Genomic DNA, 24,500 nt, shown 5'->3' on the forward strand with positions numbered 1-24,500 from the left:
AGTGACCGTGCGCTGATTCCCTTCAGCCAGCGGACGATATTGGTCACGGACAATTTGGGCGGAGCGCTGACCAGCAGATGGACGTGGTCGTCCAGTCCCACCTCCAGGTGGGCAATATCGAACCCGTATTCCGCCGCAATTTCATGGAGGATACGCTTCAGGGTTTCCTCGACCTCCCCTTGGAGGATTTTGTTTCGGTACTTCGTTCCCCAAACGATATGATAGTTCAGGTTGTAAACAGAAGTCCGACCATGTGTGAGTTTTTTTCTTTATTCATATGCCAATTATATCACTTATTTTTTTACCATGTGTAACGATATCTATTGAAAATAAAAAAGAAAGTGGGCATTCATCACGGCCTTGAAAGACCGTGTTTCCTGCCCACAATCAAAAAAAGACAGTCCTTATTTCAGGACTGCCGTAACTCTTTCATTTATTCTTCTAATGCTTTTACAATCGCTTTATTGAATGCCGGCAAATCTTCGGGTGTGCGACTCGTAATCAAGCCACTCTCATCGATAACTAACTCGCTATCTTCCCAAATAGCCCCTGCGTTTTTCAAATCGATACCGACCTGACTTACCGATGTCATTTTCTTACCTCTCACAACTTCAGCATTTATCATTAACTGTGGACCATGACAAATGGTAAAGATTGGTTTATGCCCGGTATCAAAATGGCGTACAAAATCTAAAAACTTTTCATGTTTACGAAGCGAATCGGGCGAGAACCCACCAGGAATTAATAAAGCATCGAAATCGGCTGGATTGACTTCATCAATCCCTTTATCAATCGTGACTTCAGCTTCGCCTTTTTTTCCTTTGACAACATTGCCAGCTTTGTGTTCGATCGAGACAGTTGTATGCCCCGCTTCTTCAAGAGCTTGAACGGGAGACGTATATTCGGAATCTTCAAATAGATTGGTAACAAGTACAGCAATTTTCTTTGGCATTTCTTATTTATCCCCTTTCTATTGATAGTATAAGTCTAACAAACATCAATAGGTGGAACAAATTATTTGGCTAACATCGTTAGAGCAATTCGTCCTTTTTTAACATCAACAGACTCAATCCAAACTTTGACAATATCTCCTACCGCAACAACATCAGTCGGGTGCTTGACAAATTTATGTGTTAGTTTGGAAATATGTACGAGTCCATCCTGTTTAACACCGATATCAACAAATGCTCCAAAATCGACAACATTCCGTACGGTTCCTTCTAATTCCATTCCTTCTTTTAAGTCTTCCATAGATAATACATCTTGGCGAAGAAGAGGTTGTGAGATATCATCACGCAAATCACGGCCTGGTTTAGTCAGTCCTTGGATTATATCATGCAACGTTTCTCTTCCTAAACCTGTCGCATTAATCGTTTCTTTTTGATCGATTTTAGCCAAAACTTCTCTTGCCTTATCCGTTCCCACTTCTTTAAGAGTAAGACCCGCTAATTCCAGAACTGCTTTAGCTTCTGCATATGTTTCCGGGTGGATATCGGTATTATCCAAAATGTTTTTACCATCCAAAATTCGCAGAAAGCCCGCAGCCTGCTCAAAAGCTTTTGGTCCTAAACGGGGGACTTTTTTCAGTTGGGTCCGCCCTGTGAAAGCACCATTTTCTTCACGGAAGGAAACAATGTTATTGGCAATCGTTTTATTTAAACCGGAGACGTGTTGCAGTAATGGAGCACTGGCCGTATTCAAATTGACTCCGACCTGGTTAACGGCTGTTTCAACGACAAAGTCCAATCTCTCTGTTAAACGTTTTTGCGAAACATCATGTTGGTACTGCCCCACACCCACTGATTTCGGATCAATCTTGACTAACTCAGCTAACGGATCTTGCAAACGACGCGCAATACTGACGGCACTTCTTTCTTCAACCTGGAAATCCGGAAATTCCTGGCGCGCAATGTCGCTGGCTGAATAAACAGACGCACCTGCTTCATTGACAATAACGTAATAAATTGTTTGCTCCAGTAATTTAATTTGTTCTGAAACGAAAAGTTCCGACTCGCGGCTGGCTGTACCGTTACCGATTGCAACCATTTCTACATTATAATCTGTAAGCAATTTTCTAAATGCAGGACCAGCTTCTTTCATTTTTTGTTGCGAAGCTGGTTTATGCGGATAAATGACGCTTTTCGCCAATACTTTCCCTGTTTCATCAACAATCGCCAACTTACAACCCGTCCGGTAAGCTGGATCAAAGCCCATGACGACCTTCCCTTTCATTGGCGGCTGTAGCAATAAATTACGAAGGTTCTCACCAAATACAGAAATGGCTTGCTCTTCAGCAGTTTCTGTTAATTCATTGCGAATCTCCCTTTCGATGGCGGGGGCGATGAAGCGCTGGTAACTATCTTCATATGCCGCTTTGACCAAGGAGGCTGTGATGCTGTTTTTATTTTTGATGAGATTTGACTCTAGATAGCCATATATTTTATCCGTGTCTACCTTAAAAGCCACTTTAAGAATATCTGTTTTTTCCCCTCTGTTAATTGCCAGCATGCGGTGGGGTTGAACAGAACTAATGGCTTGGCTAAATTCGTAGTACATTTCAAAAATCCCTTTTTCATCTGCTTCTTGGTTTTTGACCGTACTTACAATTTGTCCAAAACGACGCGTGAATTCACGAATTTTTTCACGAAAAATCGGTTCATCACTCACTTTTTCTGCAATAATTTCATGGGCACCCTGTATGGCCGCTTCTTCTGTCGGGACATCTTGGGATAAAAACTTTTGTGCTTCAGTTGAGATTGAGCCCGTAACCGGGAATGTCAATAACCACTCAGCTAAAGGTTCCAATCCTAATTCTTTTGCAATTGCTGCCTTTGTTCGACGTTTTTGTTTATAAGGACGGTATAAATCTTCAATTTTTTGCATTTTTTCAGCTGATTCAATTTCTTTTAGAAGTTCGGGAGTCATTTTTCCCTGCTCTTCGATAATTCGAATCACTTCTTCTTTACGTGTTTCCAGATTGGTTAGATAGTGGTGACGTTCTTCGATTTCTCGAATTTGCACCTCATCCAAAGAACCAGTCATTTCCTTCCGATAACGCGCTATAAAAGGAACAGTATTGCCATCTGCCAATAACTTCAATACTGCTTCTATTTGCCCGCCTTTATATGTTTTCAGTTCTTTTTTTAATAAAGGAATTACTTTTTCGTTTTCTGCCATTTGACCTTGAGTTCCTTTCACTTGAAACTTATCGTTTGAAGCGTTTCATCTGTTTTTTGTATACCATAATGTGCCACTAAACCACTCTCATCAAAGACGAGACCATGAAGAATGCCTCCGTACACAGCTCCTCCGTCTATGCCAATCTTATTGTCTGACATCCACACGTTGAAATTTGAACTGTCTTGATGCAGTATCGGCGTCGGCGTATGGCCGAACACAATCGTTTTTCCGGTTTTATTAGAACCGTGATGGAAGGGTTCCCGAATCCAGTAAAAATCTGATGCCTGGGTATTTTTCCAATCTTCAAGAGATAAATCAACGCCAGCATGCACAAAGATATAATCATGCCATTCGTAATAGAGCGGAAGTGTTTCAATAAAGTTTTTTAGCTTTGGATAGTGTTCTTTAACTAGAGCAGCTATTTCCTCTGGTGTAGCGCGACTCTGTTTCAAATCTGGCAATAGGGAAGAAATAGTATTCCCTCCACCGTTAATGAGATAGTTTCCGAAATAACTGTCGGGGTGACGCAAAAAATTCAAAAATATCTGCTCGTGATTGCCTGTTAGACATATGGCTCCTTCATTTTGAACGAGATACTGCACTAATTCAATACATGATTTGGAGTTGGGACCGCGATCAGCTAAATCACCTATAAATAAAAGTTGTTGGTCGTTTCTATCCCATTTCTTCAATAATTCTTTGAGCATCTCATATTCACCATGTAAATCACCTATAACGAATAATTTCTCTTTCACATCGACACCTCCCGTCTTTCCTTGTTACATTTTACCACATTTAGGGGATTCGTACGGCGCATTTTAATTAAATGGATAAAAAACCGAACATTAATCAAATTATGATATTTTATTGTTAATATTTTAATATTGTATACATATCTTTTATCCGCTATAATTACCTCTGTGCTATGTATAGAGGAACTTTACGCATTTATTCTTTCAGCACAAAACAAATTTTATTAAAGGAGTTTTATCATGGACAAGTTTTTTAAGTTGAAAGAAAACGGGACTACCGTTTCAACTGAAATATTAGCGGGATTTACTACATTTTTTGCAATGGCATATATCATTTTTGTTAATCCAAGCATTTTAGCTTTATCAGGTATGCCCAGCCAAGCAGTTTTCCTGGCTACCATTATTTCTGCAGCAATTAGTACTTTAGTTATGGGATTGTATGCAAATGTTCCTTATGCCTTGGCTCCTGGTATGGGATTAAATGCTTTCTTTACATTTACAGTTGTTTTCCAACTCGGCTTCTCATGGCAACAAGCATTGGCTATGGTATTCCTTTGTGGGATAGTCAATGTCTTGATTACAGTAACAAGAGTCAGAAAAATGATTATTAAATCCATTCCAGAATCTCTTCAACATGCTATCAGTGGCGGAATCGGTATTTTTATTGCTTATATCGGTTTGAAAAATGCTGGTTGGTTACATTTCACATCTGACGCAAGTTCAATGATTTCAATAAACGGAGCACCCTATGATGCTGCTCAAGCGGCATATGAAGGTGGCGTTGGAACTGTTATTACAGGTGGTGGAATCGTCCCTGCCCTTGTTAACTTTACCCAGCCAGATGCATTGCTAGCTTTATTTGGTGTCATTTTAACAATTGTTTTAATGGTAAAGAATGTCCGTGGTGCAATCATGATTGGGATTATTGCGACAACTTTAGTAGGGATTCCAATGAACGTTGTTCAAGTCTCTTCTGAAGTAATGGCAGCTAACTCTTTAGGGGCAGCTATTGATGAACTCGGTGTAACATTTGGTGCGGCTTTCGGGAGTGAAGGTTTACTCTCACTATTCTCTGATGCATCTCGTCTACCTTTAGTACTGATGACCATTTTTGCTTTTAGCCTTTCAGATACATTCGATACTATTGGAACGTTTATCGGAACTGGACGTCGTTCTGGTATTTTCTCATATGATGATGAAAAAGCTCTTGAAGAAGGTCAAGGGTTTTCTTCTAAAATGGATAAAGCATTATTCGCTGATTCCATCGGCACAATTTTCGGTTCAATATTCGGAACCTCAAACACAACAACCTTTGTGGAGAGTGCTGCCGGTATTGGTTCTGGCGGCCGTACTGGACTTACAGCAGTCGTTGTTGCTGGTTTATTCATTGTTAGTGCGTTTTTCGCACCTTTAATTGGCATTGTCCCGGCTGCAGCAACTGCCCCTTCACTCATTATCGTTGGTGTATTAATGATGTCTTCATTCAAGGACATCAACTGGACTGACTTGGAAGAAGCTATACCTGCGTTTTTTGCTTCAGTATTCATGGGCTTAACGTACAATATTTCAACTGGTATCGCAGCTGGATTTATCTTCTTTGTAATTGTAAAAGTGACTTTAGGAAAAACACGCGAAATACACCCTATCCTATGGGGTTCGACAGCACTATTCTTGGTTAACTACGTTATTATGGCGTTTATTTAGGATAATTTAACATTTTTTGGATTATAGCTTGAAAACACTTAAAATAACCTATATAATCTAGTATGTGTTAGATACGAATATCTCCATAGGGGAGTAACTAGCAGCTCCGGCTGTGGTAGCATCAACAATAAGTAGGGTAAGTTTCACGATTCTGCTGGTGTTATCTTAAATAGTGAGACTTATGCATGAGGAAAACTTTCTTTCAAGAGGTTTGCCTGTTTGCATGAGTCTTTTTTCATATCTTGCACGAATAATGCAATTAAGAGAGGGGAAAAATTGTGTCAAAAGAACAATTACGCGAAGCTTTCTACGCTCAAGACATTCAGACAGTCTTATCTAAATTAGATTCGTCTGCAGCAGGTCTTACAAGCGCAGAAGCAAAAAAACGGGTCGAGGAATATGGTCCTAATGCTTTAGAGGAGGGAGAACAAAAATCACTCCTGGCTAAATTCATGGATCAATTCAAGGACTTCATGATCGTTGTACTTTTAGCAGCTGCTTTAATCTCCGGTGTTTTAGGGGAAATTTCTGATGCCTTTATTATTCTTATGGTTGTTGTATTAAATGCTGCTCTTGGTGTTTATCAAGAAGCAAAAGCTGAAGAAGCGATTGCTGCCTTGAGACAAATGGCTTCTCCTATGGCACGTGTTAAACGTGATGGCGAAGTAGTTACTGTACGTAGTGATGAAATCGTACCTGGTGATATTGTATTGCTTGAAGCTGGTGACGTTGTCCCTGCTGACATGCGTTTGATTGAATCCAACTCTCTAAAAATCGAAGAAGCTGCTTTGACAGGTGAATCTGTTCCTGTAGAAAAAGAGCTAGTTGAAGTTGATGCTGACGCTGGTATCGGTGACCGCTTAAACATGACATTCTCAAGTACAAACGTAACTTACGGACGTGCTGCTGGTGTTGTTGTGGGAACTGGTATGAACACTGAAGTTGGTCACATCGCAAACATGTTGGCTAATGCAGAAGAAACTAAAACACCTCTACAAGAAAACCAAGATCAACTTGGTAAATCTCTAACTGTTTTGATTTTAGTAATTGCTGCAATTATGTTCGTCGTTGGTTTGTTAAACGGCCGTCCATGGTTGGAAATGCTACTTACTTCTATCTCTGTTGCTGTTGCTGCTATTCCTGAAGGTCTGCCAGCTATCACAACAATCATTTTGGCTCTTGGTACACAAAAAATGGCTAAGAGAAATGCTTTGGTTCGTAAATTGCCTGCAGTTGAAACTTTGGGTGGTACTGAAGTAATCTGTTCTGATAAAACGGGTACATTAACAATGAACCAAATGACTGTTGAAAAAGTTTTCTACAACGGTAAAATCCACGATGCTGATGAAGCTATCGCATTAGATATACCAGTTATGAAAATCATGAACTTTGCTAACGATACTGAAATCAGTAGTGATGGTAACCTAATCGGTGACCCAACTGAAACAGCTATGGTTCAATATGGTATTGATAAAGGTATGGATCTTAAAGCAGACCTTGCTAAAGAACCACGCGTTGCTGAAGTTCCTTTCGAATCAGACCGTAAATTGATGTCTACTATTCACCAATTGGCTGATGGTCGTTACCTAATCGCTACAAAAGGTGCACCTGATGAATTATTGAAACGTACTACTACAGTTGACTTGAATGGCGAAATTCAACCAATGACAGACGCTATTCGCGAAGAAATCCTTAAAGCAAACACTGGCCTAGCTGTTCAAGCATTGCGTGTTCTTGCTATGGCTTACAAATTCGTTGATACAGTTCCAGCGACAATGTCATCTGAAACTGTTGAGTTTGATTTAACGTATGCTGGTATGATCGGTATGATCGACCCTGAGCGTCCAGAAGCTGCTGCTGCTATTGCAACTGCTAAAGGTGCTGGAATCCGTACTATCATGATTACTGGTGACCACAGAGATACAGCTCAAGCTATCGCTGCTCGTCTTGGAATCATTGAAGAAGGACAAGAAGGTGCTGTTCTTACTGGTGCTGAATTGAACGGACAGTCTGATGAAGAGTTTGCACGTAATGTAGAGAAATATTCTGTATATGCTCGTGTTTCTCCAGAACATAAAGTACGTATTGTTAAAGCATGGCAAAATCATGGTAAAGTTGTTTCCATGACTGGTGACGGTGTTAACGATGCTCCTTCCTTGAAGACAGCTGACATCGGTGTTGGTATGGGTATTACCGGTACAGAAGTTTCTAAGGGTGCTTCTGACATGGTTCTTGCTGATGATAACTTCCAAACAATCGTTGTTGCGGTTGAAGAAGGACGTAAAGTATTTGCTAACATCCAAAAAGCAGTTCAATTCTTGCTATCTGCTAACTTGGGTGAGGTATTCTCCCTATTCGTTGCTACATTCCTAGGTTGGACAATCTTGGAACCTGTACATATTCTTTGGATTAACTTGGTAACTGATACATTCCCAGCTATCGCTTTAGGACTTGAAGAAGCTGAGAAAGATATCATGGAGCAAAAACCACGTGGACGTAGCTCTAACTTCTTCTCAAATGGTGTTGGTGGCGCGATTATCTATCAAGGTATCCTTGAAGGTGCAATCACTCTATTCGTTTACTGGTGGGGTTCTACTAACCCAATGATGGGTCATACTGGTGATTTGGCTCATATGGATGCTGAAACAATGGCATTTATCACATTGGGTATGATTCAATTGTTCCACGCATATAACTCTAAGTCTGTTTACAAGTCTATCTTCCAAGTTGGCGTATTCAGCAATAAAACCTTGGTATATGCAACAATCCTATCCGCTGTATTGTTACTAGGTGTTATCTTGACTCCTGGCTTGAACACATTCTTCGGTGTATCCGAATTGACTGGCCTACAATGGGCAGTGTCTGTTGGATCAGCATTCGCAATCGTTCCGATTGTCGAATTAGTTAAAGCTGTTCAACGTGGAATGGGTAAAAAATAATCAAGTAAACTAAAAAGCAGAACGCTTCGGCGTTCTGCTTTTTTTCTGTAGCTTAAAGCATTTTTTCTCTTTTATAATGGTTCTTGCTTATCTGGTTGTTGGTGAAGGAAATGCCCTTCGGGATTTCCGAGAAGAATACCTACCAACACCATTTATTATAGAGCCTTTATAATTTACTATTCTTCAGCAATTTCAACTACATGCACAAATAATCGTCCATCGTCCACCGAAAAATTGCACGATACAAGTGTGATGATGTTATCTTCAGCTGTCACTTCAACTCCCAAGGGATAATAAGAAAGTTCCTGTATTGTGGACAAATAATTACTATAAGCATCACCCTCAAAATGAACCTTTACAAATTCGGGATCTGGTGGGCCGACATGAACAGAGAAGATACGATAATGTCTTTCCTGATGTGGATTTTCAAAGGTAAACTCTGGATTATCCAAGAGAAAATCCTCGTAGAGGAAATTTTCTAATTCACGGAACATTTGACCATACTGAGTGTAGTGCCCGTAAATAATGGTATGTCTGTCGAAATTCATTCCAATGTTGCGATAATCCATAAATATGGCACCAAGAATATCCGGTTCGCGGTAGAAATTGTGCTCCAGATAGAAGTCGTTGTCTTGTCCGCGAACGACTGGATAATCAATAATGGTTCCATCGACGGTTAACCATCCAACATAATCTGGATTAATCCGATAATATTCTGCGGAAGGATTTGCGGTAAAAAGCAGTTCTTCCATAATAGGTACCGGAAACTCCTCTGATTTCTCCTCCAAGGGGAAGGCGGTTGTAAGAGGTATTTCAGCGACTTGTTCCTCTTTGACAGGCATACGGACGTCTTTTCTCTGTTCGCTTTCCTGGTTTTCGTAGACTAATATTTGGACAAAAAGAAACAATCCAAGTATCAATTTAGCCAGATTTTCACCCATTACTCTTCCTCCTTCTCCACACGCGATAAACTCGATAGCGCTTTCACCTTAATGTTATTATAAACGCAATAATAGAGAATACAACAAATAAAGCTCTATTAAGAAGGAGTTGGCAAAATGAAAAAGGTACTACGCTACATCTTGTCACTTGCCGCTATGCTGACGCTCATGATGAGTATCACACCGTTCACTACCGCCGCTGCCGAAGAAACCGACGATGATATCGTAGAAATTGCCCTCAGCAATGATGACTTTAGCATCCTTGTCTCAGCTCTACAGAAAGCAGAACTCGTAGAGGCACTTCAAGGAGAAGGCCCGTTCACTGTTTTTGCACCTACTAATGCCGCTTTTGAGAAGCTATTAGGCGAACTGGACATTACTGCCGAAGAACTTCTGGCCCAACCAGATTTAGCTAAAGTTCTTACCTACCATGTTGTTTCCGGTAAAGTTCTAGCTGCTGATTTATCTGATGGCATGACCGCCGCAACACTGAATGAAGAAGAACTAACTTTCGACTTGACCGGAACACCAATGGTCAATGACTCTAACATCACAACCACTGATATCGAAGCTAGCAACGGGGTTATCCATGTCATCGATACTATCTTGGTTCCTTCTAACTTCACTTTACAGGAGGTTGATTTGGAAACCGAAGCGGTTGCGGATACCGGTATTGAGGGGAACAGCCTTCTGCTTGTCTCAATCTTGATAACCGGAGCAATGCTTTTGTTGGTTGTCTTTAAGAAAAAAGCTGTTTAAACTTAAAATAAACAAAATTTCTGGACATTTCTAGTCCAAAAAACCTTAAAAAAGCAGCCTTGAAGGACATACCTTCAAGGCTGCTTTATTTTTTTAAACGGGTACAAAAAGATGGTTGTTTTTTTGATATAACGGTTAGCGCATGGTAACAAATTCTTCCGCACCTGTCGGATGAATGGCCACCGTATTGTCGAAATCTTCCTTAGTGGCCCCCATTTTTATCGCCACTGCAAATCCCTGGATCATCTCATCAACTCCAAAACCAATTCCGTGTAACCCGATTACTTTTTCATCTGGCCCTTGGCAAACGAGTTTCATTTTTACAGTTTGACGATGAGCAGTTACAGCCGTATACATCGATCCGAAAGTTGAGGTATAGGTTCGTATATTCTCTTCGCCATGTTTTGCAATTGCCTCTTCTTCACTTAGACCCACCGTACCAATTGGCGGATGACTAAATATAACGGTTGGAATATTGTCATAATTCAACTTCTCATTCGGTTTATTATTGAACAGACGCTCGGATAACCTTCTCCCTGCAGCGATAGCTACCGGGGTCAGCATCTTATTCCCAGTCGCATCCCCCACTGCATAAATATTTTCTGCGCTTGTATTCTGGTAACCATCAACTTGGATGAAACCTGCTTGATTAACACGAACACCAGCCACATCGAGATTAATTCCATCAACATTTGCTTCTCTACCAACTGCCCAAATGATTTTATCAAAATTATCTGCATTGCCGTTTTCAAAACTCAACTTTAAAGTTCCATCAGAATTCTTAGTAACTTCTTTCGGAACAGAAAACGTATGTAAGCTCGGGCCATTCTTCTTCATTTCCTCAACCAGGACATTTACGATTGCCTCATCATACAAACGCAATGGACCCTCGTAGCGTGTGAACAAATGGACGTCTACTCCCAAGGTTTGCATTACTCCCGCCAATTCAACCGCAATATAACCAGCACCGACTACTGCTACTTTTTTAGGTAACTCTTCCCAAGCAAAGAAATCATCAGAAGTCTCCCCTAGTTCTTTTCCAGGTATATCCGGGTACACGGGCCTTGCGCCCGTAGCTATTAAAATATGCTTTGCGCGAATATGTTCACCGTTCACTTCAACAGTATGGCTGTCCACAAACTTCGCATAGCCCTCAATCACTTCTACTCCTCGTCTTTCAAAGCCTGATTGGTAACTATTCCTTGAACGGTCAATGTAGGCTTCCCGGTTTTTTAAGAGGGTTTGGAAATCAAATTCCGTATGACTACTTGTAAATCCGTAATCAGGACCATATTTCATAATTGCATCTTTAACTTCAGCCGCATACCACATGATTTTTTTGGGGACGCAACCAATATTAACACATGTTCCACCTAATAAATTGTTTTCAATAACAGCTGTTTTTGCCCCATACTCAGCAGCGCGGTTCATCGTAGCTATACCACCACTTCCCCCACCAATTGCAATAAAATCAAATTCTCTCACTTATATTCCTCCTATTCACGTTCATCCAGCCACACACAACAGATTGTCTGCGAAGCTGGAACGATCGCTTTATAACGACCGTGATTATCATAACCACGAAAATACAGCTTTCCTTTTTCATTATAACCATAACCATAAACAACCAACCAGTGATTATTATAGTTACTATTTAAGTATTTGGTAGTGCCGACTATAACGGGTCGCGGATTATCACTGCCTAAAATTCGGGGAATAATTCTTTCATTCAAAATCCCCATACGCACATGCCAAATTTTGGTATGGCTAAGCATGCGCCTTAAACCATGGGCAAGATCCCAAAAAAAAGTGCCACGGTAAGGTAACAAATCATCCACAACTGCCTTCATCCCATCTAGTAGCACTTGTTTTGGAAGTGATTTTTTTGTTTTCTGATAAATTGCATCATGCAGTAGAACTGAAGCACAGTAAGTTCCACAAATACCAGGTTTATTCCGGTTTATCCACCCTTTATATTTCATGAATCGTGCAGGCGGTAAACCTGTCCATTTTGTCGGTAATTGGCCCATCAAATTCCCCCTACATTATTCCTATAAAGGATAACAGAACTGTTGTGATACCGCATATGAAGATGACTAGCATGGCGTCTACTTTATATTTACGCAACGCAACAAAAGCAATGACCAGCATTAAAATTGCGATTAAATTAATATTGAAATTCCCCATCTGAATGCCTTCTGTTTGAAATAACGCTGCCACCAATAATGTGGCTCCCGCAGATCCTATCAAAGCAACTACGGCTGGGCGTAAACCGGCAAGAATTCCTTGCATAGTATCAACATTTCGGTATTTATAATACATTTTTGCCAGAATCAGAGCAATGATTACAGAGGGGGCCACGACGCCTAAGGTAGCTGTAACAGCTCCTGGAAAGCCACCCACCTTGGTTCCGACAAAAGTAGCCGAGTTGATGGCAATCGGACCGGGTGTAATCTGGGAAATAGTAACAATATCTGTATATTCCTGTATAGTTATCCAGGCTTTTGCACTTACTATCTCATTTTCTATCAAAGGTAAAGAAGCATAGCCGCCGCCTATGGTAAACAACCCAATTTTGAAAAAGGCCCAAAATAATTCAATAAAAATCATCTTATGCGCCTCCTTTCATGCGGTTATTAATAAACCCAAGCAATCCTGCGACAAATATAATTGCAATAACATTCGTATCAAATACAAAGGCAGCAATAAATGCGCCAATCAAAATAAGGATATTAATGACGTCCTTACGTTTTGCTACATCTTTAACCATGTTATAAACAACATTTAAAATAACCGCCACAACACCTACCTGCATGCCTAACATTAAAGCATCCACGATAGCATTATCACGGAATGACATATAAAAATAAGATACAATCGTAATTATAATTAGCGGTGGACTAACCGTTCCAAGTAACGTAACTAATGCTCCTAGGATACCCGCAATTCGATAGCCGATTAAAATAGAAGTATTGACTGCTAAAGCACCCGGCATTGATTGACCCAAAGCCACTAAGTCCAACATTTCTTCGGAATCAATCCACCCTAATTCCTCTACAAATTTCTTTTGCATCAATGGAACAATAACATAGCCACCGCCAACCGTAAAAGCACTTAATATAAATGTTGATTTAACGAGTGTCCAGTACGTTGCCATTTTCCCCTCATGTTTTTCCATTCTTATCCTCCAACAAACTTTTTTATTCCTATCAACTATTTTAACAGACTTGGAATGCGAAAGGAAAAAAAGGAAACCAATTCGACTCCAAAGCTACAGGTAAGTGTTTTCATTGTCTATCCAATTCTAAATAATTTATACTGTAAATAATACGAAAAATAGTTTTGGGAGGAATAAAAATGAAGAAAATTATTAACCAGCCAGAACAAGTCGTCAACGAAATGCTGGATGGACTTGTATTTGCCTATGAATCTATCGTAGAGCGTGTGCCGGGTACAACCGTTATCCATAGAAAGTTCCCACCTAACGGGAAAGTCGGGTTAGTCAGTGGAGGCGGTAGCGGTCATGAACCTTCTCATGCTGGTTTCGTTGGCAAAGGGATGTTATCCGCAGCGGTAGCAGGCCAAGTCTTTACGTCTCCGACACCGGATCAGGTTTTAGAAGGAATAAAAGCAAGTGACGAAGGTAACGGCGTTTTTATGATTATCAAGAACTATTCCGGGGATGTCATGAATTTTGATATGGCAAAAGAACTTGCGGAAATCGAAGATATAGCGGTTGATTTTGTTATCGTTGATGATGATATTGCGGTTGAAAACAGTACTTATACAGCTGGAAAACGGGGCATCGCGGGAACTGTTTTAGTACACAAGATTTTGGGGGCCGCAGCCGAAGAAGGATTGTCTCTTTCTGAAATCAAATCATTAGCCGATGAGTTGATTCCCCAAATCAAATCAATCGGTGTTGCGCTATCGCCTGCAACCAACCCAGAGGTAGGAAAACCAGGCTTCGAAATTGGTGATGATGAAATAGAGTTTGGTGTCGGCATTCATGGTGAGCCAGGTTATCGACGAGAAAAAATACAGCCTTCGAAAGACCTAGCGAAAGAGTTAGTCGAAAAATTAAAAAAAGAATATCAATGGAACAAAGGTGATGAATTTGCTGTACTGGTTAATGGCATGGGTGGAACGCCTTTGATGGAGCAATTTGTATTTATGAATGATGTGAGACAGTTACTCCAAGACCAAGAAGGATTGACGCTATCATTCCGAAAAGTTGGCGACTATATGACTTCTATCGATATGGAAGGCCTATCCTTGACACTAATTAAGCTTACAAATTCAAAATGGTTAGAATATTTAAACAGTCCCGTCGAAACGATTTCTTGGTAAGGAGGAAAAAGATGACTAAGATTGATAAAATGACCCAGTGGATGTATCTATTTATTGAAAAAGTAGCAGACAATAAAAACATACTCAATGATCTCGATACCGCAATCGGTGACGGCGATCATGGTAGCAACATGAACCGAGGTGTCAGTGCCATTAAAGAAAAATTAGCGGAATCAAACTACGACAATCCTGCTGACTTATTCAAAGATGTTGGCATGACCCTTGTCAGCAAAGTAGGCGGTGCATCGGGACCTCTATATGGCTCAGCTTTTATAAATATGGCTAAGGTCGCTAAAGAAAGCGATAATTTGACTGAAATATTTAATGCAGGACTTGAAGGCATTCAGAAACGTGGTAAAGCGGATGTGGGAGAAAAAACGATGGTAGATGTATGGTCACCTGCCACTGAAGCAATCCAGTCGGGTGAATTAACTGTCCCCTTACTACAAGATGCATTAGAAAAAACAAAAGACATCAAAGCAACGAAAGGAAGAGCTTCTTATCTGGGTGATCGTTCAATTGGACATCTAGACCCAGGTGCGCAATCGAGCGTTTATCTCTTTGAAGCTTTACTAAAAGCAGGTGTATTGGATGAGTAAAAATTATGGTATTTTACTTATTTCTCACGTAAAGGAAATTGCGGAAGGCTTGGCCATGCTTTTAGATCAAATCGCTGCAGATGTTACCATAGTGGCAGTCGGTGGTACAGATGAGGGTGAAATTGGCACGAGTTTTGAACGAATTTCAGCAGGAATTGCGTCCTTTGAAGAATCAACGATTCTAGCTTTCTATGATTTAGGCAGTGCAAAAATGAATTTGGAATTGGCCATGGAAATGACTGAAAAAGAAGTAATCTTAAACGAAACAGCTTTTATTGAGGGGGCTTATACAGCTGCATCTTTAGTCCAGGTGGATGTGGACTTAAGTGCCATTAATGAGCAACTCACACCCTTAATCATTAAATAGCGGATGAGAAAAAGCCTCGTACGCGGTACGAGGCTTTTTCTTGTTTTCTTTCGCTTAAGGTATCAACATATACAAAATAGCAGCCAGTGCTCCACCCACTAATGGTCCTACTACGGGTACCCATGAATAACCCCAATCTGAATCACCTTTGTTGGCAATAGGCAAGATTTGATGCGCAATACGTGGGCCGAGATCTCGGGCTGGGTTGATTGCATAACCTGTCGTTCCCCCTAAAGACATTCCGATTGAAACAATTAACAACCCAACTACCAAAGGATTCAAACTATCAGCAAAAGTTGCGCGACCAAAAGACAATAACCCAAATACTAACATCATGGTTCCGATAATTTCACTAATCAAATTAGAGACAGTATCTCTGATTGCTGGACCAGTGGAGAACACCGCCAGTATCAAGCCAGAGTCATCAGTTTCAGCAAAATGTGGTCTATAATGAATCCAAACCAATGTTGCTCCGATAAATCCTCCCGCCACTTGGGCAAGAACATAAGGAATCACTGATGACCATGGCGTATTTCCGGTAATTGCCATCCCTAAGGTTACGGCAGGATTAAGGTGTGCTGGAGAAAGGAATCCTGAGGAAAAGACGGCAATTGTAACAGCGAGTCCCCAACCAAATGTGATGAGAACCCAGCCGGTTCCATTAGATTTGGTTTTTTTCAATACATCTCCTGCAACAACACCATCCCCCAGTAAAACCAGAATGGCTGTTCCGATAAATTCACCTAAAAGTTCTTGAATGAATGTTGCGTCCATTTATATTACACTCCTCATCTCAATTCCGTTAAATGGGCTTGCTCGATTGCCAAGAGAACTTTTTCCTTTTCTGTCTGCTGTTTCTCCTCATCCCATTGATAGAAAGCTGTCATCTGTTCTAACGCAGGAGTCACTAACACTCTCATGCGGTCAAATTCAAATAGCAAGGTATCAACTCTTCTGAGAAAATAATCTTCCAAAGTGAGAGTCATTTCGTATTCCATCGCATACTGCAAAGACAAAGCATCTTTAACCGGTAAGCGACTATTTTTTATTTTTTCCATACCGCTGAATACTTTTTCAGCATCTGTTCCATACCAGTTCACTAAATCAACTGCATCTCTTTCACTTAAACCTGCTGCTTGCCCTATTCTAACAGCTGGTAGACGATATTCTTCGAACGAATGCCCTTCTTTAATTTCTCCACCTGACAAATGGACTCTTTCTGAATCAACTTCAGGAACAGCATCATCCAGTAACGCATCGATTACCACAAAAGTGTCTTCTGCCATGAGGCGGTAATCCGTTAACTTTCCGCCTCCGATGGTCACAAGCCCTTCTTCTGAAACAAAAATCTCATGTTCACGCGAAATTTCCGATGGACTTTTGGCACCTTCTGGCTGTATTAATGGACGTAGTCCAGACCACGCAGTTTCAATATCATCTATGGTTAAATGTGCATCTGGAAAGCGAAAATTAATTGCTTCCAGTAAATAATCGACGTCTTCTTGGGTAACTTTCGGTTCCAGGAGGTCACCTTTATATGGTGTATCGGTCGTACCGAAATAGGTTTTACCTTTTCTTGGAATGATAAAAATCATCCGATTATCTTCTAAGCCAGAATCGGTATAAATCGTACGTCTGACTGGAAGACGATTACCGTCTACAACAAAGTGTACCCCTTTTGTCGGGAGCATCCGATCAGTCTGTCTGGATTTTTGCATATTTCGTGTTTCATCAGACCAAGGCCCTGTAGCATTCACCACAATTTTTGCATGGATGGAAAACGCTTCTTCAGTTAATTGATCCACTGCCTTGATTCCTTTGATTTGTTTATCATCACCATAAATAAACCCGACTGCTTTTACGTAGTTTGCTATTTTTGCCCCGTTATAATGTGCGGATTTCAATATACTAATCGTCAAACGTGCATCGTCATTTAAGTAGTCCAAATAAAGACCACCTTTGAGTAACCCTTCTTTTCTGAGACCAGGTGCATCTTCCAAAACTTTTTCCTTAGAAATGAAGGAATGACGCCAATCATCCGTCACTTCACCGAGTTTATCATATAAATCAAGAACTATTTCGGCTGAAAAATCATTGAAGGAGGCGCCTGGCTCCTCATAAACAGGTAATAACATCTTTCGAGGCTGTACGATATGCGGTGCATTATGATGAATAATCGCCCGTTCACGCGCCACATTTGCTACCAGCTCTACTTCGAAGTTTTTCAAATAACGTAAGCCACCATGGACGAGTTTTGTTGAACGACTAGATGTACCTGCAGCGAAATCCTGCATTTCAATCAATCCGATTTTCAAGCCTTTTAAACTACCATGAAGGGCAATACCCGCTCCGGTTATACCGCCTCCAATCACAAGAATATCCAACTCATTTTCTTGTAAGTATTTTAGATTATCTAGACGTGTATGTGCCGAGAGTTTCATTATTCATTCTCCTTACGGGGTTTATGACGGAATACCTTCGCAGCTTCTACAGCATTTTTCCAACCGGCATATAAATCCTCTCTTTTTTCTTCTGAAATCTGCGGTTCGAAGGTTGCATCTTTCTCCCAATATTTTTTAATCTCGCTTTGGTCTTTCCAGAAACCTGTAGCCAGACCTGCTAAATAGGCAGCACCCAATGCTGTCGTTTCACTTATTTTAGAACGCTCAATGGTTACATCCAAAATGTCAGCCTGGAATTGCATCAAGAAATCATTCATGGCCGCACCACCATCGACTCGTAAGATAGGGATCTCAATTCCGGAATCTGCTACCATCGTATCCAGGACATCCCGTGTTTGATAAGCCAATGATTCAAGTGTCGCACGAATAAAGTGTTCTTTTGTTGTCCCCCGGGTTAGACCAAAAACGGCACCCCTAACATCTTGGTCCCAGTGCGGTGCACCTAATCCCGTAAAAGCGGGAACCACATATACATTATCGGTTGAATCAACTTTGGTAGCATACTCTTCTGATTGTGGTGATTGGCGGAACATTCTCATACCGTCCCTTAGCCATTGAATAGCTGAACCAGCCACGAAGATACTACCCTCAAGAGCATAATAGACTTTACCATTAATACCATAAGCCAGAGTCGTCAATAAACCGTTATCTGATTTAATCGGTTCTTCGCCCGTATTCATGATAATAAAAGCTCCTGTTCCATAGGTGTTTTTAACCATCCCTTTTTCAAAAGCCGTTTGGCCAAATAGAGCAGCTTGTTGGTCACCTGCCATTCCTGCGACAGGCACTGCGGTATCGAAGAAAACTTCCGGCATCGATTTTCCATAAACTTCCGACGATGAACGAACTTCCGGTAACATTTCACTTGGAATATCCAATAACTCTAAAATCTCTTCATCCCATTTTAAATCGTAAATATTATACATCATCGTTCGACTGGCATTGGAGTAGTCAGTTGCATGAACTTTTCCACCTGTTAATTTCCATAACAGCCATGTGTCAATTGTCCCAAACAAAATTTCGCCTTTTTTTGCTCTCTCTCTAGATCCCTCAACTTTATCCAGGATGAATTTCACTTTTGTGGCAGAAAAATAGGAGTCAATAACAAGACCTGTTTTACTTAATATTTTATCTTTATAACCATCAGAAATAAGTTGATCGGCTATACCTGAGGTTTGCTTTGATTGCCAGACAATCGCTTTGTGAATCGGCTCGCCTGTTTCTTTATCCCACACAACCGTCGTTTCGCGTTGGTTGGTTATTCCGATACTATCAAGTTCGGAAGGTTTTACGCCCCCTTCTATCATTACGCCCGCAATAACTTGCAATGTCTTGATCCAAATCTCATTGGCATCATGTTCCACCCAGCCAGGTTCCGGGAAATATTGCTCAATGTCTTGTTGGGATTGCCATTTAGGGTTACCCTCATGATCAAAAAGAATTGCCCGCGTACTGGTTGTACCTTGATCTATTGCTAATATATAATTTGCCATATCTATTCTTTCCTCCTTCTATATTAGTAAAGATATACTACAATCTCATTTTAGCGTAATCGCTTTCACAGTTAAATTAAAATGGCTTTTTAAAAATAAACTTATAGAAAAAGAGACTGAAATTCAGTCTCTGTCGCTTATTATTCATGTAATTCTAAAGGTAAGCCATCTGGATCACGGAAAAATGTGAATTTTTTGTCTGTGTACGCATCTATTCGAATGGGTTCGCAAGGAACCCCTTTAGCCTCAAGCTCTCTGACAGCAGCCTCAACATCCGATGTGTAAAAACAGAGATGGCGCAAGCCAACAGCTTCCGGTGTCGATGGCCTTTCCGGCGGATTCGGAAAAGAGAATAATTCAATTTCACTATCCCCTAATTGCAAATCTAGCTTATATGAATCGCGTTCCTTGCGATAATTTTCGCGTAAAATCGGTAATTCTAAAATCTGTGTATAAAAGTGTTTCGATTTTTCATAGTCGGAGGCAATAATTGCCACGTGATGTATTTTTTCCAAGAACATGCTATCTCTCCTCAATCTTATCCACATACCATTATTCTAGTCTAATCTTTTATTGATTTGTTCACTTCTTCTAAACGATACTTCACGATTTTTCGAATCAGGTCATACGGAATCGGTTTAGTCAAAGGAAATTGGATTGAACCCTTTGCGTGTTTATAAGGTTTTAACTCTTCATCAAAGGAACGAATACCACTTGGAGTGGGATAGAGTCCAATATGTTCCTTGAACGCCGCAAAGTGAACGAGATTTTCCCCTTGCCAATAGGTAGGCATTTGGTAACTTATTTTCTCTACTGAGTTTGGTGCTTCTTCCAAAATAATGGTCCGAATTTTTTCTAAAATCGCTTGAATATCGGCTGGAAAACCCGCAATATACGTATCTACATTCTCAGTCTTCATAAGTTTCTTTCCTCCCGCTTATTTATCCTTGATTTCGTTCCGATAGATATCCATTTTTTTCTTGAATAACTCTGTCACACTTGGTGGTGTATAGGAAATTGCATTAGCACCGGCTTCAATCGTCGCGAGGATATCTTCATCCGTTTTACCCCCTGTTGCGATTATCGGCACATTAGGGAAATCTTCCCGGATTTTTTTTACAAGATTCACTGTATTAGCGCCGCCACTCACATTTAAAATATCCGCGCCTGCGTCCAGACGGGACTGAATATCATTCGCTTCGGACACAATGGTTGCGATAACGGGAACGTCGACTGTATCATTAATTAATTTAATGGTTGCAATCGGTGTCGGTGCATTCACAACAACCGCAATCGACCCTAGAGACTCTGCAAAAAGGCTAATATTTGCTGAACGAGGACCATGAGTCAAGCCACCCCCTACACCTGCTACTACTGGTACTGGCGCAGCAGACGCAATAGCCTGAATAATACCAGGATGGGGCGTAAAGGAATAAACAGCTAAAATTGCATCTGCATCATTGTTGCAAATAATGGCAATATCCGTTGTGAATAAAAATGACTTTAATTTACGGCCATTGATGTTAATTCCACTACATTTTGTAATAACTTCTGGAACTTCGACGATGTCTTTTCTTAAACTGGAAATAACACCGGGTATATGTTTTTTTTCTCTTGCCATAGGGATCTTCCCTTTCTTCTTTAACGTTTGTATTTATTATATAGATATAGGATGGTTTTACAAAAACTGGAGTTTTTATTTAAAATAGTCATTAAAAGAACCACGACGAACCTCAATCCGTCGTGGTTTAGCCGATATTATTCAGCGAAATAATTTACTTTGATTTGTCTTGCGGCTCGCACTTCATCCAAACGACGGACTGGTTTATTGTGTGGTGCTTCAATAACCAATTCTGGCGTTTCAACTACTTCTTCAGCGATTTTCAGCATTACATCAATAAATTCATCCAGCATTTGCTTGGATTCTGTTTCGGTAGGCTCAATCATCATCGCCTCTTCAACAATCAATGGGAAATAAACGGTAGGTGCATAGAAACCATAGTCCAATAGACGTTTGGCAATATCCAAAGTACGGACTCCCTGTTTCTTTTGTAACTTACCGGATAATACGAACTCATGTTTACATATTTGATTATATGGTAAGTCATAGGCTGTTTTTAGCCGTTTTGCCAGATAGTTTGCATGTAGAACGGCACTTTCGGATACTTTGCGTAGTCCAATCGGTCCCATCGTACGAATATACGTGTAGGCGCGGACCAAAACCCCAAAGTTTCCGTAATAATTCTTAACGCGTCCAATAGATTCTGGATAATCGGAGTTTAACGTGTATCCCTTATCTGTTTTTTCTACCCGTGGAACCGGTAGGAACGGAATAATGTGTTCTTTCACTCCAACCGGACCAGCTCCAGGCCCCCCGCCACCATGCGGTGTACTGAACGTTTTATGAAGATTCAAGTGGACAATATCAAAGCCCATTAAACCTGGGGAGGTTTTTGCCATGATGGCATTGAGGTTCGCTCCGTCATAATAAACCAAGCCCCCTGCTTCATGGACGATATCAGCAATCGCCACGATATCTTTTTCAAACAGCCCAAGCGTACTTGGGTTCGTAAGCATCAAAGCTGCCGTATCTTCCCCCACTTTTGCTCTTAAAGCCTCTACATCAACCAGCCCTTCCGCATTTGTAGGAATACTGATTACATCATAGCCAGCGATATGTGCACTTGAGGGATTTGTTCCGTGAGCACTGTCAGGTACGATAACTTTCGTACGTTTCGTGTCGCCATTTTTCTCATGATAAGCACGTACCATCATTAAGCCCGTCCACTCACCATGGGCGCCAGCTGCCGGTTGCAAAGAAACGGCATCCATTCCCGTAATGACTTTCAAATCATCCTGCAATTCATGCATCAATTGCAGAGCACCTTGCACATGTTCAAGCGGTTGGAAGGGATGAATATTGGCAAATCCATCCAATCGTGCCGTCACTTCGTTAATTTTTGGGTTATATTTCATCGTACAGGAGCCCAGTGGATAAAATCCATTCTCAATACCAAAATTGTCTTGTGAAAGGCGCGTATAATGACGCATTAACTGCAACTCACTAATTTCGGGCAAACGTGCTGGTTCTCTACGCAAGACATGTTCAGGTAACTTTCCTACAGGAACATCTGATTTTGGGAAACTGTAGCCCACTCGGTTTTCGCGACTTAATTCAAAAATAATTGGATTTACTTCGTTCATGCCCAAACACCTCCTAAAGCAGTTACAAACTGGTCAATCTCTTCTTTCGTCCGTTTCTCAGTTGCACAAACGAGAAGATGGTTGGGTAGATTGTAATCATTTGCCAACGAGTAGCCACCGATGATACCTGCATCCAATAAACGTTTATTAGCTTCTTCGGCAGTAACATTCAATTCAACCACAAATTCGTTGAAGAACGGTCCTTCATTAAATACCTTGAGGCCATGAGCCACTAATTGATCAGCTAAATAACCTGCTTTATTTATATTTAACTGTGCCATTTCCCTAACACCTTGTTTACCTAGTGATGCCATCGCCACTGCAGAAGCAAGTGCATTCAAGGCTTGATTGGAACTCATGTAGGATGTTGCCTTTTCACGACGAATATGTTGTTCACGACTTTGTAAAGTCAATACAAAACCACGTTTACCATCCTGGTCAATCGTTTCCCCAACCATACGGCCCGGTACTTTACGGATATCCGCTTTATTAACCGAGAAATAGCCACAATGTGGTCCACCATATGACATTGGTAAGCCAAATGGTTGCGTATCTCCGACAACAATGTCTGCTCCTAAATTCCCTGGCGCTTCCAGTAAAGCTAGCGCAAGCGGATTGGCCATGACGATCAGTTTCGCTTTGGTTCCTTCCAACAAGGCTTTAATGGCTGCCAAATCTTCAATTGTACCAAAGAAATTTGGATATTGAACGACTACCGCAGCTGTATTTTCGTCCAGCTCATCTTGAAGAATATCGAGATTTGTCAGATCTTTTTCGAGTGCAATTTCGACGATTTCATTTCCACGTCCTGGTGACGCAGTTCTCACAACTTCTCGCGCATGAGGATGAACTCCTGCAGAAATGAGAATACGTTTCTTACGCGTTACCGCTTGTGCTAATCCCACAGCCTCACCCAAGGATGCTGCACCGTCGTAAAGGGAGGAGTTGGTTACTTCCATACCCGTTAATTCACTGATCATGGTCTGAAATTCAAAGATGGCCTGTAATTCCCCTTGGCTAGCTTCCGGTTGATACGGCGTATAGGCTGTCAAAAATTCGGAACGCGAAATGACTGCATCCACCACACTCGGAATTTCATGGTCATATGTCCCTGCTCCAAGGAAAATGGGCATTTGCGTACTTGTTGTATTTTTACCTGATAGGCGTTGCATGTGTCGGAGCAATTCCCCTTCAGCCATCGCATCAGGTATTTGCAGCTCCTCTGTCATCCGGATGTTATCTGGAATATCAGCAAACAAGTCAGCTACAGTGTCGACACCAATTTCTTCCAACATTTCAATGATATCTTGTTCGGTATCAGGCAAGTAACGGAAGAACTCTTCAGTCATTAATTTTCCTCCTCAGCAACAAAAGCCTCATATGCTGCTAAATCCATTAATTCTTCTAGTTCAGCCAGGTCGGAAAGTTCCATTTCAATCATCCAGCCCTCGTCTGTTGCAGATTCGTTTACTGTTTCTGGTGCATCGTTCAAGACATCATTTTGTTTCGTAATGACTCCTGATACTGGTGCATACACATCAGAAACGGATTTTACAGATTCTACGGTAACAATATCATCACCTTTTGATACTTCACCTAACTCTGAAACAAAATCAATAAAAACGATGTCTCCCAGTTGTTCCTGAGCATGCTCTGTAATACCAATACGAACAGTATTACCTTCAACCACCTTTACCCATTCATGTTCTTCTGTGAAATATGTTTTTGTTTCTGCCATCTCCATTACCTC

The 24,500-nt window shown here is 40.9% G+C and carries 23 protein-coding genes and 1 pseudogene; 6 read left to right on the top strand and 18 right to left on the bottom strand.

All coding sequences use genetic code 11. The annotated features are described in order from the left end of the window. The 4 genes and pseudogenes from tnpA to ACTVAI_RS04090 form a co-directional block, all read right to left on the bottom strand. A pseudogene (tnpA, locus tag ACTVAI_RS04075) lies at positions 1–263 on the bottom strand (IS200/IS605 family transposase); the annotation flags it as partial. A 170-nt stretch (positions 264–433) separates the two neighbouring features. Further along, positions 434–952 carry a type 1 glutamine amidotransferase domain-containing protein gene (locus ACTVAI_RS04080; RefSeq protein ID WP_443472902.1) on the bottom strand — a complete coding sequence of 173 codons (519 nt, stop codon included), beginning with the start codon at positions 950–952 and terminating at the stop codon, positions 434–436. A 62-nt stretch (positions 953–1,014) separates the two neighbouring features. Next, positions 1,015–3,177, bottom strand: a complete 2,163-nt coding sequence (locus ACTVAI_RS04085; protein ID WP_443472901.1) for a Tex family protein — start codon at positions 3,175–3,177, stop codon at positions 1,015–1,017. A 17-nt stretch (positions 3,178–3,194) separates the two neighbouring features. Continuing rightward, positions 3,195–3,935, bottom strand: coding sequence for a metallophosphoesterase family protein (locus ACTVAI_RS04090; protein ID WP_443485947.1), 741 nt, complete (start codon positions 3,933–3,935; stop codon positions 3,195–3,197). A 237-nt stretch (positions 3,936–4,172) separates the two neighbouring features. Here ACTVAI_RS04090 and ACTVAI_RS04095 point away from each other — a divergent pair, with 237 nt between their 5' ends. Beyond that, positions 4,173–5,636, top strand: coding sequence for an NCS2 family permease (locus ACTVAI_RS04095; protein WP_443485948.1), 1,464 nt, complete (start codon positions 4,173–4,175; stop codon positions 5,634–5,636). 275 nt (positions 5,637–5,911) lie between these two features. Continuing rightward, positions 5,912–8,575, top strand: coding sequence for a cation-translocating P-type ATPase (locus tag ACTVAI_RS04100; RefSeq protein WP_443473129.1), 2,664 nt, complete (start codon positions 5,912–5,914; stop codon positions 8,573–8,575). A 176-nt stretch (positions 8,576–8,751) separates the two neighbouring features. Here ACTVAI_RS04100 and srtB read toward each other — a convergent pair whose 3' ends face one another. Continuing rightward, positions 8,752–9,516, bottom strand: coding sequence for a class B sortase (gene srtB, locus ACTVAI_RS04105; RefSeq protein WP_443485949.1), 765 nt, complete (start codon positions 9,514–9,516; stop codon positions 8,752–8,754). A gap of 117 nt (positions 9,517–9,633) precedes the next feature. Here srtB and ACTVAI_RS04110 point away from each other — a divergent pair, with 117 nt between their 5' ends. After that, positions 9,634–10,275, top strand: a complete 642-nt coding sequence (locus ACTVAI_RS04110) for a fasciclin domain-containing protein (protein WP_443485950.1) — start codon at positions 9,634–9,636, stop codon at positions 10,273–10,275. Between the two features lie 135 nt (positions 10,276–10,410). On the opposite strand, the gene gorA is transcribed toward ACTVAI_RS04110, so the two are convergent. Genes gorA through ACTVAI_RS04130 form a run of 4 tightly spaced genes read right to left on the bottom strand, consistent with a single transcriptional unit; the run spans position 10,411 to position 13,453 of the window. After that, positions 10,411–11,760: a glutathione-disulfide reductase gene (gene gorA / locus ACTVAI_RS04115; RefSeq protein ID WP_443472897.1), complete on the bottom strand. Its 1,350-nt coding sequence runs from the start codon at positions 11,758–11,760 to the stop codon at positions 10,411–10,413. An 11-nt stretch (positions 11,761–11,771) separates the two neighbouring features. Next, positions 11,772–12,305 carry a dihydrolipoamide dehydrogenase gene (locus ACTVAI_RS04120; RefSeq protein ID WP_443472896.1) on the bottom strand — a complete coding sequence of 178 codons (534 nt, stop codon included), beginning with the start codon at positions 12,303–12,305 and terminating at the stop codon, positions 11,772–11,774. Between the two features lie 10 nt (positions 12,306–12,315). Further along, complete coding sequence (locus ACTVAI_RS04125) at positions 12,316–12,885, bottom strand: chromate transporter (protein ID WP_443472895.1); 570 nt, start codon at positions 12,883–12,885, stop codon at positions 12,316–12,318. A 1-nt stretch (position 12,886) separates the two neighbouring features. Continuing rightward, positions 12,887–13,453: a chromate transporter gene (locus tag ACTVAI_RS04130; RefSeq protein ID WP_443472894.1), complete on the bottom strand. Its 567-nt coding sequence runs from the start codon at positions 13,451–13,453 to the stop codon at positions 12,887–12,889. A gap of 179 nt (positions 13,454–13,632) precedes the next feature. Here ACTVAI_RS04130 and dhaK point away from each other — a divergent pair, with 179 nt between their 5' ends. From dhaK to dhaM, 3 genes are read left to right on the top strand one after another with little or no spacing between them, the layout of a single operon-like run. Next, entirely contained in the window at positions 13,633–14,625 is a 993-nt protein-coding gene (gene dhaK, locus ACTVAI_RS04135) for a dihydroxyacetone kinase subunit DhaK (RefSeq protein WP_443472893.1), read from the top strand. 11 nt (positions 14,626–14,636) lie between these two features. Beyond that, positions 14,637–15,224, top strand: a complete 588-nt coding sequence (gene dhaL, locus ACTVAI_RS04140; protein ID WP_443485951.1) for a dihydroxyacetone kinase subunit DhaL — start codon at positions 14,637–14,639, stop codon at positions 15,222–15,224. Next, positions 15,217–15,591 (top strand): dihydroxyacetone kinase phosphoryl donor subunit DhaM, encoded by a 375-nt coding sequence (dhaM, locus tag ACTVAI_RS04145; protein WP_443472891.1) that lies wholly within the window; start codon positions 15,217–15,219, stop codon positions 15,589–15,591. The genes dhaL and dhaM overlap by 8 nt, the downstream gene beginning before the upstream one ends. A gap of 54 nt (positions 15,592–15,645) precedes the next feature. On the opposite strand, the gene ACTVAI_RS04150 is transcribed toward dhaM, so the two are convergent. The 9 genes from ACTVAI_RS04150 to gcvH form a co-directional block, all read right to left on the bottom strand. Next, the gene (locus tag ACTVAI_RS04150) at positions 15,646–16,365 is read right to left on the bottom strand and encodes an MIP/aquaporin family protein (RefSeq protein ID WP_443472890.1); all 720 of its coding nucleotides are present in this window, start codon (positions 16,363–16,365) and stop codon (positions 15,646–15,648) included. A 14-nt stretch (positions 16,366–16,379) separates the two neighbouring features. Further along, positions 16,380–18,032 (bottom strand): FAD-dependent oxidoreductase, encoded by a 1,653-nt coding sequence (locus tag ACTVAI_RS04155; protein ID WP_443472889.1) that lies wholly within the window; start codon positions 18,030–18,032, stop codon positions 16,380–16,382. Next, the gene (glpK, locus tag ACTVAI_RS04160; RefSeq protein ID WP_443485952.1) at positions 18,032–19,546 is read right to left on the bottom strand and encodes a glycerol kinase GlpK; all 1,515 of its coding nucleotides are present in this window, start codon (positions 19,544–19,546) and stop codon (positions 18,032–18,034) included. The genes ACTVAI_RS04155 and glpK overlap by 1 nt, the downstream gene beginning before the upstream one ends. 140 nt (positions 19,547–19,686) lie before the next feature. Further along, positions 19,687–20,067 (bottom strand): SMU1112c/YaeR family gloxylase I-like metalloprotein, encoded by a 381-nt coding sequence (gene gloA2, locus ACTVAI_RS04165; RefSeq protein WP_443472887.1) that lies wholly within the window; start codon positions 20,065–20,067, stop codon positions 19,687–19,689. A gap of 41 nt (positions 20,068–20,108) precedes the next feature. After that, entirely contained in the window at positions 20,109–20,465 is a 357-nt protein-coding gene (locus tag ACTVAI_RS04170) for an iron chaperone (RefSeq protein WP_443472886.1), read from the bottom strand. 18 nt (positions 20,466–20,483) lie between these two features. After that, positions 20,484–21,167, bottom strand: a complete 684-nt coding sequence (locus tag ACTVAI_RS04175) for a hydrolase (RefSeq protein ID WP_443472885.1) — start codon at positions 21,165–21,167, stop codon at positions 20,484–20,486. 137 nt (positions 21,168–21,304) lie between these two features. Then, positions 21,305–22,750 (bottom strand): aminomethyl-transferring glycine dehydrogenase subunit GcvPB, encoded by a 1,446-nt coding sequence (gcvPB, locus tag ACTVAI_RS04180; protein ID WP_443485953.1) that lies wholly within the window; start codon positions 22,748–22,750, stop codon positions 21,305–21,307. Beyond that, positions 22,747–24,099 carry an aminomethyl-transferring glycine dehydrogenase subunit GcvPA gene (gene gcvPA, locus ACTVAI_RS04185; RefSeq protein WP_443472883.1) on the bottom strand — a complete coding sequence of 451 codons (1,353 nt, stop codon included), beginning with the start codon at positions 24,097–24,099 and terminating at the stop codon, positions 22,747–22,749. Before gcvPA ends, gcvPB begins: the two co-directional genes overlap by 4 nt. Continuing rightward, positions 24,099–24,488, bottom strand: coding sequence for a glycine cleavage system protein GcvH (gene gcvH / locus ACTVAI_RS04190; protein ID WP_443472882.1), 390 nt, complete (start codon positions 24,486–24,488; stop codon positions 24,099–24,101). The genes gcvPA and gcvH overlap by 1 nt, the downstream gene beginning before the upstream one ends. Between the last annotated feature and the right edge of the window lie 12 nt (positions 24,489–24,500).

This window comes from Jeotgalibaca sp. A127 (genome assembly GCF_052266745.1).
In the GTDB taxonomy this organism is placed as follows: domain Bacteria; phylum Bacillota; class Bacilli; order Lactobacillales; family Aerococcaceae; genus Jeotgalibaca.